Origin of the sequence: Haemophilus parainfluenzae (assembly GCF_036288925.1) — a bacterium.
Classification (GTDB): domain Bacteria; phylum Pseudomonadota; class Gammaproteobacteria; order Enterobacterales; family Pasteurellaceae; genus Haemophilus_D.
The window spans coordinates 339,360-352,153 of record NZ_CP127167.1 but is presented as its reverse complement, the minus strand read 5'-3'; the positions used below and the strand labels follow the sequence as shown (position 1 = coordinate 352,153).

At 40.1% G+C, this 12,794-nt stretch carries 10 protein-coding genes; 6 read left to right on the top strand and 4 right to left on the bottom strand.

What is annotated here, in order from left to right; translation table 11 throughout:
* Positions 1-7: 7 nt before the first annotated feature.
* On the top strand, positions 8-1,192 hold the full coding sequence (gene nhaA, locus QQS40_RS01810) for a Na+/H+ antiporter NhaA (RefSeq protein ID WP_128786821.1): 1,185 nt from the start codon (positions 8-10) through the stop codon (positions 1,190-1,192).
* 59 nt (positions 1,193-1,251) lie between these two features.
* Here nhaA and QQS40_RS01805 read toward each other — a convergent pair whose 3' ends face one another.
* Positions 1,252-1,710, bottom strand: coding sequence for an Lrp/AsnC family transcriptional regulator (locus tag QQS40_RS01805; RefSeq protein WP_128786822.1), 459 nt, complete (start codon positions 1,708-1,710; stop codon positions 1,252-1,254).
* A gap of 123 nt (positions 1,711-1,833) precedes the next feature.
* Between QQS40_RS01805 and rarD the strand changes: the two genes are divergently transcribed.
* The 3 genes from rarD to QQS40_RS01790 all read left to right on the top strand — a co-directional run bounded on the left by rarD (position 1,834) and on the right by QQS40_RS01790 (position 5,557).
* Entirely contained in the window at positions 1,834-2,718 is an 885-nt protein-coding gene (rarD, locus tag QQS40_RS01800; protein WP_172622028.1) for an EamA family transporter RarD, read from the top strand.
* Between the two features lie 134 nt (positions 2,719-2,852).
* Positions 2,853-4,022, top strand: a complete 1,170-nt coding sequence (locus QQS40_RS01795; RefSeq protein WP_128786824.1) for an EmrA/EmrK family multidrug efflux transporter periplasmic adaptor subunit — start codon at positions 2,853-2,855, stop codon at positions 4,020-4,022.
* A gap of 8 nt (positions 4,023-4,030) precedes the next feature.
* Positions 4,031-5,557: a DHA2 family efflux MFS transporter permease subunit gene (locus QQS40_RS01790; protein WP_297568230.1), complete on the top strand. Its 1,527-nt coding sequence runs from the start codon at positions 4,031-4,033 to the stop codon at positions 5,555-5,557.
* Positions 5,558-5,612: 55 nt separating this feature from the next.
* Here QQS40_RS01790 and uvrA read toward each other — a convergent pair whose 3' ends face one another.
* Positions 5,613-8,444, bottom strand: coding sequence for an excinuclease ABC subunit UvrA (gene uvrA, locus QQS40_RS01785; RefSeq protein ID WP_297568227.1), 2,832 nt, complete (start codon positions 8,442-8,444; stop codon positions 5,613-5,615).
* A 162-nt stretch (positions 8,445-8,606) separates the two neighbouring features.
* Between uvrA and QQS40_RS01780 the strand changes: the two genes are divergently transcribed.
* Positions 8,607-9,074 carry a single-stranded DNA-binding protein gene (locus QQS40_RS01780; protein ID WP_049357843.1) on the top strand — a complete coding sequence of 156 codons (468 nt, stop codon included), beginning with the start codon at positions 8,607-8,609 and terminating at the stop codon, positions 9,072-9,074.
* Positions 9,075-9,167: 93 nt separating this feature from the next.
* Here the strand turns inward: QQS40_RS01780 and QQS40_RS01775 are convergent, their stop codons facing one another.
* Both QQS40_RS01775 and QQS40_RS01770 read right to left on the bottom strand, forming a co-directional pair.
* The gene (locus QQS40_RS01775) at positions 9,168-10,715 is read right to left on the bottom strand and encodes a multicopper oxidase family protein (RefSeq protein ID WP_003783725.1); all 1,548 of its coding nucleotides are present in this window, start codon (positions 10,713-10,715) and stop codon (positions 9,168-9,170) included.
* An 11-nt stretch (positions 10,716-10,726) separates the two neighbouring features.
* Positions 10,727-11,182, bottom strand: coding sequence for a DUF411 domain-containing protein (locus QQS40_RS01770; protein WP_005612095.1), 456 nt, complete (start codon positions 11,180-11,182; stop codon positions 10,727-10,729).
* 869 nt (positions 11,183-12,051) lie between these two features.
* On the opposite strand from QQS40_RS01770, the gene QQS40_RS01765 reads away from it, so the two are divergent.
* Positions 12,052-12,642: a hypothetical protein gene (locus tag QQS40_RS01765; RefSeq protein WP_197542481.1), complete on the top strand. Its 591-nt coding sequence runs from the start codon at positions 12,052-12,054 to the stop codon at positions 12,640-12,642.
* The last annotated feature ends 152 nt before the right edge of the window (positions 12,643-12,794 follow it).

Genomic DNA, 12,794 nt, shown 5'->3' with positions numbered 1-12,794 from the left:
AGAATGAATGCATAAACTGAGTTTGACTCAACAAATTCAGCGTTTTTTCAAATTGGAATCAGCTGGCGGAATTTTATTACTTTTATCAGCGGTGGTCGCAATGCTTTTGGCCAACTCACCACTCAATCAAACCTATAATGACTTTTTAAATTTACCTGTTAGCATTAAAGTCGGATCTTTTTCAATTGATAAAACTTTAATCCACTGGATTAATGATGGTTTTATGGCTGTATTCTTTGTTTTAGTCGGAATGGAAGTCAAAAAAGAGTTATTTGAGGGGTCTCTTTCAAGCTATCAACAAGCCATTTTCCCAGCTATTGCAGCGGTGGGAGGCATGGTTATTCCAGCATTAGTTTATGTTTTGATTACTCAACAAGATCCCACTTTAGCCGATGGTTGGGCAATTCCAATGGCAACAGACATTGCCTTTGCACTTGGTATCATGGCACTATTAAGTAAACAAGTACCGCTCCCATTAAAAATCTTTTTACTTGCTTTAGCCATTATTGATGACTTAGGTGCGATTGTCGTCATTGCACTATTTTTCTCACACGGATTGAGTGTACAGGCACTGATCTTTGCTGCAATTGCTATTGTTGTACTTATCGCATTAAATCGCTTTAAAGTGACCGCACTTTGTGCCTATATGGTAGTGGGAACAATCTTGTGGGCTTCGGTATTAAAATCAGGCGTACACGCGACTCTTGCGGGTGTTATTATCGGATTTTGTATTCCATTAAAAGGTAAAAATGGCGAAACACCGTTACATGACTTTGAGCACCTTCTTGCCCCTTGGTCATCCTTTGTTATCTTACCATTATTTGCTTTTGCCAATGCGGGCGTAAGCTTTGATGGCATTGATTTCAGCATGCTGACATCACCATTATTGCTTGCAATTTCTCTTGGATTACTTCTAGGAAAGCCTCTCGGCGTATTTGGTTTCAGTTACCTTTCCGTTAAACTGGGCATTGCAAAACTTCCACAAGGCATCAACTTCAAACAAATTTTTGCTGTAGCCATTTTATGCGGTATTGGTTTTACTATGTCTATGTTCTTAGCAAGTCTTGCATTTAATGCGGATGCGGGAGAAAGCATCAATTCCCTTTCTCGCTTAGGCATCTTATTAGGTTCTACTGTTTCTGCGATTTTGGGATATATCACATTGAAAAAAACAACAGCATTACCAAGATAATCGCGCTTCTCAAAAATCCTTTGCTAAGTTTAGCAAAGGATTTTCTTGAATTCGTACACTTACAATAAGATCCCACTCTCTGCTTTGGTAAAGTTCATCACAAATAAGCTTTTATAAGTTCGAACATGATATTCACCAGTTAGGACACGGCGGGTAAATGAATGATAACTTTCCATGTTTTCAGCATGAATAAGCAACATAAAATCATAATCACCAGAAATCTCATAACAGCTCACCACATCGGTTTCTTGGCGCATTTTTCGTTCAAATAATTCTTGGAAGCAGGAATGCTGGTTATCCATTTCCACCATCACAAAAACACTAATATCTCTACCTACTGCCTTTGGCGATACGATCGCAACTTGTTTAGTAATTACACCTTTCTCTGTCAGTAATTGAATTCGACGCTGGCAAGTTGCTACCGAGCTATGAACCTCTTCAGCGAGTTCTTTTAATGGTAAGGTTACGTCTTGTTGGAGAATATTCAAAATATCTCGATCTAATTTATCTAGTTCCATTTTTTATCCTTGAAAATAAATACCAAATAACACTAAAACTTGAGAAAAATAATCGTAAATTATTCTATATTGAGAAAATTTACCACGCCAGACTTTTATAATGATGTTATTCAATGTAAGGAAATGATAAAAATGGCTCAAGGTATCTTTCTAGGAATCATCTCACAATTTTTATTTGGCTTACTGTATTTGTTCAGTTTATGGCTACAGCCCCTTAATGGTACCGATGTATTTGCTTGGCGAATGGTGATGATGGTATTTGGGCTATTTTTAATTATTTTTCCTACATTGGGTTGTCGTTCATTATCAAAGTTAGTCAATGAAATCTTAGGCAAAGACAAAAAACGCTGGATGCTGTTTTTGCTTGGTACACTCGATGCGGGTAGCCAATTTTGGTTATTTATGTGGGCACCCGTTAATGGTGAGGGAGTGAATATCGCAATAGGATATTTTCTATACCCATTAGTCATGGCATTACTTGGTCGATTCTGGCTAAAAGAAACACTTTCGGTTATTCAAATTATTGCATTATGTATTGCGGCGTTGGGTGTAATACATGAGTTGTGGCACAATCAAACCTTTTCATGGAGTAGTCTTTGGGTATGTTTAATCTATCCCTATTATTATTTAAGTCGTAAAGCAATGAGAATACCTCCCTTACAAGGCATCACGCTAGATACATGTATTATTGCCGTTCCCTGCCTTATTTATTTGATCATACAAGAACAGCAATTTTCTTTTGTGATGAATGAAAGTCGATATTGGTATTTATTACCAGCATTAGGTTTAGTCAGTGCAATTGGTTTATCTGCCAATTTAAAATCGAGCCAACAAATTCCCATCAGTATATTTTCTGTACTCAGTTATCTGGAACCGACCTTGCTCTTTTTAATTGCAATATTCTGGCTTAATACGCCAGTTTTCCCATCTGATTACGTCACTTATGTACCTATTTGGATAAGTTTGATTTTGCTTGGAATAAATGGCTTAATGAAAAAACATCATTAAATTTGACCGCACTTTGTGTGCTAAAGTAAGGTCATTCTTGAAATAATTCTAATTCACGTTCATAATGAACAAACATTCATATTTTATAGACTGAAGCCTTTTTACTTCAGCATTTTTCCGATAAGGCTTGCATTATGTCCGATCAACAAACAGATACACAAAACTCTTCAAATAATAAATCTCAACAACGTAAAAAAGGGCTTTCTATTTTTATTCTTTTGCTTCTTTTGATTTCGATCGGTTCTGCCGCTTATTGGTTTTTCTTTATTAAAGGCTTTGAAGAAACGGAAGATGCCTATGTCAGCGGTAATCAGGTGATGGTATCAGCACAAGTAGCGGGGAATATTTCGAAAATTAATGTCGATAATATGGATCCCGTACAAGCTGGTGACGTGTTATTAGAACTGGATGATACCAATGCCAAATTGAGTTTTGAGCAAGCCAAAAGCAATTTAGCCAATGCGGTTCGCCAAGTTTCGCAACTAAATTACACCGTAAAACAATTAAAATCGGCCGTTCGTGCGAATGAAATTACCCTTGCTCAAGCACAAGGAAACTTAAACCGTCGTGTGCAATTAGTCAAAGATGGGGCGATCGATAAAGAATCGTTCCAACATGCGAAAGAAGCTGTTGAACTGGCAAAAGCGAACTTAACTATTTCACAAAATCAGCTTGGCGCAAATCAAGCCTTATTGTTAGATGGATCTTTAAGTGAACAACCGCAAATTCAAAGTGCAGTCAGTAATTTGAAGCAAGCTTGGTTGAATTTAGAACGCACAAAAATCCGCAGTCCAATTAAAGGCTATGTGGCTCGTCGCAATGCACAAGTCGGGCAAGCGGTTTCTGTTGGCGGGGCATTAATGGCAGTGGTGACTACCGATCAAATGTGGTTAGATGCTAACTTCAAAGAAACACAATTAACTCATATGCGAATTGGTCAACCGGTTAAAATTCACTTCGATCTCTACGGAAAAGATAAAACTTTTGATGGAAAAGTGGTGGGAATCGAAATGGGTACAGGCAATGCATTCTCATTATTACCCACTCAAAATGCGACGGGTAACTGGATCAAAGTGGTGCAACGTGTGCCTGTGCGTATTCAATTAGATCCGCAACAACTGGCTGAAAACCCATTACGCATCGGTCTTTCTGCCACAGTGAAAGTAAATGTGAGTGATAGCCAAGGTGAAACCTTGCGTGACCAAGCGCCAGCGACAACGCTTTATTCTACGAATGTGCTGCAATATGATGAAAGTGCGGTCAATAATTTGATCGAATCTATTATTCGCAATAATAGCTATTAGGTTCTGGTATGCCACAATCTCATTTTAAGCCACTACAAGGCGGAGCGTTGGCAATCCTGACATTGGCACTCTCCCTTGCTACTTTTATGCTTGTGCTGGATTCAACCATCGCCAATGTCGCCATTCCTACCATCGCAGGTGATTTGGGTGCCTCGTCTAGCCAAGGTACATGGGTGATTACCTCGTTTGGTGTGGCCAATGCGATTTCAATTCCGATTACAGGCTGGCTGGCAAAACGTTTTGGTGAAGTGCGGTTATTTTTAATCGCAACGCTATTATTCGTGCTAGCCTCTTGGCTTTGTGGTATTGCGAATAGCTTGGAAATGCTGATCGTTTTTCGGGTCCTTCAAGGTGCGGTAGCCGGCCCCATCATCCCCCTTTCTCAAAGTTTATTATTAAATAACTACCCGCCTGAAAAACGCGGAATGGCATTGGCATTTTGGTCAATGACGATCGTCGTCGCCCCGATTTGTGGGCCTATTTTAGGCGGTTGGATCAGCGATAATATTCATTGGGGTTGGATTTTCTTTATCAACGTCCCGATTGGGCTTGCCGTTGTCTTAATCAGTTGGAAACTTTTAGAAGGCCGAGAAAGTAGAATTTCTCATCAACCAGTTAATACTATTGGGCTTATTTTGTTAGCACTCGGTGTAGGTGCGTTGCAATTGATGCTGGATCAAGGTCGTGAGCTAGATTGGTTCAACTCCACTGAAATTGTGGTACTCACCATTATCGCTGCAGTAGGTTTAATCGCCTTAATCATTTGGGAACTGACTGACGACAATCCAGTTGTGGATGTCTCCTTATTCAAATCCCGAAATTTCACCGTCGGTTGTGTTTCGACTAGTCTTGCTTTCTTGGTGTATTCAGGAACGGTCGTGCTCATCCCGCTTCTGCTCCAACAGGTTTATAACTATACCGCCACCTGGGCGGGGCTTGCGGCTGCACCAGTGGGATTATTGCCGATTCTACTTGCACCGATTATCGGGAAATTTGGCAATAAAATTGATATGCGGATTTTAATCACCATCAGCTTTATGGTTTATGCGCTGACCTTTTATTGGCGAGCTGTGACCTTTGAACCTGAAATGACCTTTATGGATGTGGCATTACCGCAATTTGTGCAAGGCTTAGCAGTTGCTTGTTTCTTTATGCCGCTGACAACCATTACCCTTTCAGGTTTACCACCCGAAAAAATGGCTTCAGCGTCGAGCTTATTTAATTTCCTCCGAACCCTTGCCGGCTCAATAGGTACATCTCTCACGACATTTATGTGGTATAACCGCGAAGCCGTGCATCACACGCAACTTACGGAAGTCATTAATCCATACAACCCAATTTCCCAACAATTCTTCCAAACGATGGGAAGTTTTGGTTTAAGCGAAGAACAAACGGCATCATATCTTGCTAGACAAATCACCGCTCAAGGCTTTATTATGGGTGCCAATGAAATCTTCTTAATTTCTGCGATAACATTTATGTCCTTGGTTGTCGTAATTTGGTTTGCCAAACCACCGTTCAGTAGCAAGCGTTAAAAACATCCAAAAAATAACCGCACTTTGATGATGTTCAAAAGTGCGGTTAATTTTTCTAGCCTTTTGTTAAGATGTCTTTTAAGAATCTCGCAGTATGTGAACCTTTGACTTTGGCCACGTCTTCCGGTGTGCCTGTCGCAATGATTTGCCCACCGCCACTGCCCCCTTCTGGACCAAGATCCACAATCCAGTCTGCGGTTTTAATCACATCTAAGTTGTGTTCAATCACCACGATAGTATTACCTTGATCGCGCAAGCGATGTAACACGTCGAGGAGTTGTTTAATATCGGCAAAATGCAAGCCGGTTGTCGGTTCATCCAAAATATAAAGGGTTTTACCGGTATCGCGTTTTGAAAGCTCTGTCGCTAACTTAACACGTTGTGCCTCACCACCTGAAAGCGTGGTAGAAGACTGACCTAAACGAATATAAGACAAGCCTACATCCATTAGGGTTTGCAATTTACGTGCAATCATTGGGATCGCATCAAAAAACTCGCGGGCTTCTTCTACCGTCATATCTAATACTTGGTGAATAGTTTTGCCTTTATAGCGGATTTCCAAGGTTTCACGGTTATAACGTTTACCTTTACATTGATCACAAGGCACATACACATCCGGTAAGAAGTGCATTTCCACTTTAAGCACGCCATCACCTTGGCAAGCCTCACAACGTCCACCACGCACATTAAAACTAAAACGACCAGGGTTATAACCACGCGCACGCGCTTCTGGCACGCCCGCAAATAATTCACGAATTGGGGTAAATAACCCCGTGTAAGTCGCTGGGTTAGAACGCGGTGTACGACCTATTGGACTTTGATTAATATCGATCACTTTGTCGAAATATTCCAAGCCTTCAATGGATTTATAAGGCGCAAAATCCGTTTTTTCCGCACGATTTAAAGCATTTTGTGCCAATGGGAATAACGTATCATTAATTAGCGTTGATTTGCCTGAACCTGACACCCCTGTGATACAAGTAAATAATCCCACTGGAATTTCTAAATTCACGCCTTTCAGGTTGTTCCCTGTCGCACCTTTTAATTTTAAAAGTTTGCTTTTATCAAGTGCGGTTCGTTTTTTTGGAATTTCGATTTTTTCTTCACCCGATAAGAACTTACCCGTAATCGAATTTGGGTTCGCCATAATCTCTTTGGCTGTCCCCTGAGCAATCACTTGGCCACCGTGTACACCTGCTCCTGGGCCAATATCAATAATATGATCGGCTTCTCGAATGGCATCCTCATCGTGTTCCACCACGATCACGGTATTGCCCAAATTACGCAAATGAATCAACGTATTTAACAGACGCTCATTATCGCGTTGGTGCAAACCGATAGAAGGTTCATCCAACACATACATGACGCCTACTAAGCCCGCACCAATCTGACTCGCAAGACGAATACGTTGTGCTTCACCGCCCGAAAGGGTCTCAGCTGAGCGAGAGAGGGAAAGATAATTCAAACCCACATTCACTAAGAATTCTAACCGCTCTCTGATCTCTTTCAGGATTTTTTCCGCAATTTGTGCTTTTTGACCGGTTAAGGTAAGCCCTTGGAAAAACTCAAGGCTTTCACCAATGCTTTTCTCTGAAATTTGCGGCAAGTTAATGCTGCCGATATACACGTTTCGAGCTTCAGGGCGAAGACGTGAACCTCCACAATCTGCACAAGGGCGGTTACTGATATTTTTCGCCAATTCTTCGCGCACAGACATGGATTCCGTTTCTTTATAACGGCGTGCCATGTTATTCAGAATCCCTTCAAAAGGATGCTTACGGATCACCACATCGCCACGGTCGTTCATATATTGGAATTCAATTTCTTCCTTGCCTGAACCCTGCATCACAATATCTTTAATTTTTTGAGGCAAATCTTCGTATGGCGTTTCAATATCAAATTTATAATGTTTCGCTAACGAGGTAAGCATTTGATAGTAATAGAAATTGCGACGATCCCAACCTTTCACCGCACCACCTGCGAGGGAAATGCTTTCATTTTGCACCACACGGCTTTCATCGAAGAACTGCTGAACACCTAAGCCATCACAAGTCGGACACGCCCCTGCTGGGTTATTAAATGAGAACAAGCGAGGCTCTAATTCCGGTACGGAATAGCCACAATGTGGACAAGCAAAATTCGCCGAGAAAACCAATTCTTCAGCGTTAGGATTATCCATATCTGCCACAACTGCTGTACCACCAGAAAGCTCCAAAGCCGTTTCAAAGGATTCTGCTAAACGTGTGGCTAAATCTGACCGCACTTTAAAGCGATCTACCACCACTTCAATGGTATGCTTTTTCTGTAAAGCAAGTTCTGGAGGATCGGATAAATCACAAATCTCACCATCAATTCTTGCACGAATATAACCTTGTGCCGCCAAGCTATCTAACAGCTTAACGTGCTCACCTTTACGGTTTTTCACCACAGGCGCAAGCAACATCATTTTGCTTTCTTCAGGCAGACTTAAAACTTTATCCACCATTTGACTGATGGTTTGTGCCGTTAATGGCACATCATGATCAGGACAACGCGGCTCCCCTACGCGAGCAAACAGCAAACGCAGATAATCGTAAATTTCGGTGATCGTGCCCACGGTTGAACGCGGGTTATGAGAAGTGGATTTTTGCTCAATAGAAATCGCTGGCGACAAGCCCTCAATCGAATCCACATCCGGCTTTTCCATCAAAGAAAGGAATTGACGCGCATAAGCAGAAAGCGATTCCACATAACGGCGCTGCCCTTCTGCATAAAGCGTATCAAATGCTAAAGAAGATTTGCCCGAACCAGACAAGCCTGTAATCACAATTAATTTATCGCGCGGAATGGTTAAATTGATGTTTTTGAGGTTGTGGGTTCTAGCCCCACGAATGTCGATAGTATCCATAGAAAAAGCGATTGCCTTAAGAAAATAAATTCAAAAATTGTGACCATTATCGCATATTTCAATATCTGTGCAAATATCCAGTTAATTTTTATGGATCTTTTGTTTCTTTTAAGGCAAAATAGCCAAAATTTTTCATCTTATTTCTAAAATATAGAGGATTCTATGGCAGGTATTAATAAAGTAATCATCGTGGGTAATTTAGGTAATGATCCTGAAATCCGCACGATGCCAAATGGCGAAGCGGTAGCAAATATCAGCGTGGCAACAAGTGAAAGCTGGACAGATAAAAACACAGGTGAACGTCGTGAAGTGACCGAATGGCACCGCATCGTGTTATATCGTCGTTTAGCGGAAATTGCGGGTCAATACTTACGCAAAGGTTCACAAGTTTATGTTGAAGGTCGTTTAAAAACCCGTAAATGGCAAGATAACAACGGCCAAGATCGTTACACCACTGAAATCCAGGGTGATAACTTACAAATGTTAGGTGGTCGTAATCAAGAGATGGGCGGTTATACACCTGCACAATCAGCACCACAACCAAGCTATCAATCTCGTCCAGCACAATCTGCGCCAGCGCCACAAGCTGAGCCACCAATGGACGCATTTGATGATAACATTCCATTCTGAATTGTATTGGTACAAGATTATCAATACGCAGTGGGATTTTCGCGATTTACAAATTTTCACGAAAATCCCTCTGTTTTTTATGGTTAGATACCACTATTCCACTTTAAACATCCCCATCATACCGAGATTTTCATGTTCCAAAATATGGCAATGGTACATTTTCAACCCAGTGTGTCCTTGCTTAAAGCGAATAATCACTTTTTCATAAGGGCGCAAATTGACTACATCTTTTAACGCCCTGCCTTCTGGCTTGAAGGTTTTGCCGTTTAATGTATGTTGAATCACTTCAAATTGAGTGCCGTGCAAATGGAACGGATGATCCATATGGCTTTCATTGAAAATTTCCCACTGTTCCACTTCATTCAATTTGGCAACAAAATCAATACGGTTCATATCAAAGGTTTGACCGTTGATTAAGAACATACCATTCATCATTGGTGGAATAGGGTTGTCCGTTGGTGTTGTAGTAGCGTGATGTGTACCGTGATTCATCATTGGCATATTCGTATGGTTCATCATTTTTTCACTAAAGCGAATTTGGCGAACCTGCTTTGGCTCATCCCAGTTAGGGAAGGACCTTAAGCTTTCAGGTAACTGAACAGGTTCTGATTTCACCTGAATTGTGGCTAAAGTGAGATCTTTAGGCTGTTCTTGCACCATCATCTTACGGCGATCATAATAACCGCTTTGTAAATTGACTGTTCCTTGCGTTTCACCCACCATAATCACTTCAACGCGTTCGGCTGGTGTAAGTAGCAGTTCATCAACAGGCGAGCGAGGTTTTTCAAGTAAACCACCTTCGGTACCCACCACAATCCATTTCACCCCTGGAATGTTTAAACGAAAATAACGAGCGCTAGTGGCATTCCAAAGACGGATTCTTTCATTCGTTTTCACTTGAATCTGGGGCTGATATTGACCGTTGATTAACACAAATTCACCCTCACGACCGTTCATCCAATCTAACATCGTGTTTGCTGGAATGGTGCCATCGGCATTTAAACGCAGATCGGAAATCACCCAATGTTGTTCAGGAAGGTGTGCAAGCGGATCATTTTTCGCTTTAACAACGAAAGTGCCTGCTAAGCCTTTATAGACTTGTTCGGAAACATGGTCATGTGGATGAGGGTGGTACCAATATGTCCCAGCACTGCCTTGAGGTAGCGTAAAGCGATAGACTTTTTTCCCTTGCGGTTCAACCATATCCATCGGGTTACCATCCGCTTCATTTGGTACATCTAAGCCGTGCCAATGTACTGTTGAGGGTTGTGGTAGGTGATTGATAAATTCAATTTCTACGGCATCGCCTTCAAATACTTCAATTTGTGGCCCTGGTAGTTGTCCGTTATAAGCCCAAAATTCCGTTTCTTTATTGTCTGCGAGGCGAATTTTAATTGGCTCTGCTTTTAAAGTGGCTTTGAACAGTCCAGCTTGAGTCGATTGATTAGCAAGTTTTGGTAATATCCCATTAAGCGATAAACCTGAAGGCATTGCCTCAGTTGGCATTAGGCCAGTAGGTACTGAATGCATCATCGCCATATTGCCATGTTGTGCGTGGTTCATCATATTCGCAAGGCTATAAAGCGAGCTACTGGCTAAGCTAATTCCAATTCCATAACGTAAAAAATCTCGACGTTTCATTCTTTCCCCCCCTATTGGTTATAGGATTTAAACACTTCACTTTCACCGTTTTTCTTAATCAAAACAACATCATAAGGATCTTTGCGTCCGCCGTATGCTTCACCGTCCATACCTGGTGAACCAATTGGCATTCCCGGTGCAGACAAGCCTATTGCATCGGGTTTTTCTGCGAGTAAACGTTTGATATCCTCAGCAGGTACATGTCCTTCAATCACATAGCCATCAATCACGGCTGTGTGGCAAGAAGCATGTTCATATTTAATGTTAAAGCGCTTATGAGCATCATAATTGCCTGTTTCGTTGACTTTAACCTCAAAACCGTTTTTCTGCATATAGCTGATCCATTCATTACAACAGCCACAAGTCGGGCTTTTCCACACTTCCATAGAAAGTGTTTGTGCTTGAGCAAAAGCGGTTATGCCTAAACTTAAAAGCAACAATGAGCGGGTGAATTTATGTAATTTCATAAGATGTCCTTATTTTTTATTGAGATTGAATGGACATCATGTTAAAGCTTAACCTAGGGTTAAGCTCAAGGGATTTGAAAAAATAATTTGCAAATTTTTCTCAAAATCCTACCGCTTGTTTTTCAATATGTATGAAATCTTTACTATAATACAGTCTCATTACTCAGGAGTAATAATGCACACATTCCATCCCAAATCACTTGTCTGGACAAGAGAGCCGCAAGCTTTTGAAATATCAGAAAATAAAATAACCATCACCACAGTACCACATACGGATTTAAAGCAGTCAATGTGTTTTTGCGTGAACACCCCAATTTAAACATTCATTAGGTATAATAATAAAAACCTTAAACAGAATATCATAGCAAAATGAATTTAAAACCAGTTAAAAATCAAACTTCCCAATACGAAGAGTGGGCAAGAGAAAAAGTCAAAAAAGCTATATCCCCAACCTGAAGAACGGGGCTTTACGGCGCAAAAATGGTAAATTTGACTGGTTAAAAATTGAAGGCAAAATAAGTTATTTTAATTTGCAAACACCCAAATCCTGCATAATTTTGGAGATTTTTTACAAATTATTCATATAACATTGTTTTATGAAGAGAGACCTTTCATTGAAAGGTCTCTTTTTTATCTCTCATTTTGACATCAATTATTCGTGCGCCTTATCTCGTTCAAGCGCTAAAACGCAATAAATATTCAATTTATTGCACCGCATCCGAATTTAATATATCTTTATTTGAATACTGGAAAATAGTATAGATCTCAAGGAGAACATTTCTTAGATGGGCAACATCACTCGAATCAGGAAAAAGAAAACGATGTATCTTTGCTTTATTTCCTTTGAACATCTTCAGGAGTAAGAATATATGGAAAATTTTAAACAAATCCTTTCGAAATTATCTGTTATTTTTTTATTGTTCTATTCGCAAAATATATTTTCCATGACACAAACAGAAATCCAATTGGAAAAAGCTTATTTAGCAGAAATGATTGATATAGCATCTGAAATTATGGAGAAAAAACAATCTATTGATCCTGATTCATTGCAATATAAACGTAGGAATATCAAGGTTCTTACTCATACAAACATGAAAAACGGTTATACAATCTACACTTTGGAAAAATCAAAAGTTCATTTGGTTGTACCTAAAGAGTTAAAACAGAATACAAAACTTAATCTCTATTGGGATGAAAGTGAAGGTTCAATAAATATCCTATTTGACAAAGATGAATTGACAAAATACTTTCATCTGAATCTTAAAAAAAGTGAGGAAAAATCAGAAACACTGAAAACGGCTTTTGATGAGACCACATATTTTTTCACTTCCTATGAATTTTCTATCGATAAATACCCTAACGTTACCGTTGAGTTTCGTCTCTACCATTCACCCGGTATGACATTCAGATTGGACTACCCGACTGAATTTACGCGGATTTTGATTTATAGAAAAATGTAATAGACGATGTTTCCCTTATATCGTTTCTAACTTGGGCGATATTGTTCCCACCGACCGCACTTTGCCCTCAAAAAAAGAACCTAGACACCTAATTTTAGGTTCGGATTATTATTCAATTTCGTTATAACTAAAAATCAGTACATATATTTAAC

Bases quoted from the DNA above. Each gene is read 5' to 3' on its own strand.
- QQS40_RS01765 (WP_197542481.1), top strand. From the start codon at position 12,052: ATGGAAAATTTTAAACAAATCCTTTCGAAATTATCTGTTATTTTTTTA.
- QQS40_RS01780 (WP_049357843.1), top strand. From the start codon at position 8,607: ATGGCAGGTATTAATAAAGTAATCATCGTGGGTAATTTAGGTAATGAT.
- QQS40_RS01805 (WP_128786822.1), bottom strand. From the start codon at position 1,710: ATGGAACTAGATAAATTAGATCGAGATATTTTGAATATTCTCCAACAA.
- nhaA (WP_128786821.1), top strand. From the start codon at position 8: ATGCATAAACTGAGTTTGACTCAACAAATTCAGCGTTTTTTCAAATTG.
- QQS40_RS01770 (WP_005612095.1), bottom strand. From the start codon at position 11,182: ATGAAATTACATAAATTCACCCGCTCATTGTTGCTTTTAAGTTTAGGC.
- QQS40_RS01795 (WP_128786824.1), top strand. From the start codon at position 2,853: ATGTCCGATCAACAAACAGATACACAAAACTCTTCAAATAATAAATCT.
- uvrA (WP_297568227.1), bottom strand. From the start codon at position 8,444: ATGGATACTATCGACATTCGTGGGGCTAGAACCCACAACCTCAAAAAC.
- rarD (WP_172622028.1), top strand. From the start codon at position 1,834: ATGATAAAAATGGCTCAAGGTATCTTTCTAGGAATCATCTCACAATTT.
- QQS40_RS01790 (WP_297568230.1), top strand. From the start codon at position 4,031: ATGCCACAATCTCATTTTAAGCCACTACAAGGCGGAGCGTTGGCAATC.
- QQS40_RS01775 (WP_003783725.1), bottom strand. From the start codon at position 10,715: ATGAAACGTCGAGATTTTTTACGTTATGGAATTGGAATTAGCTTAGCC.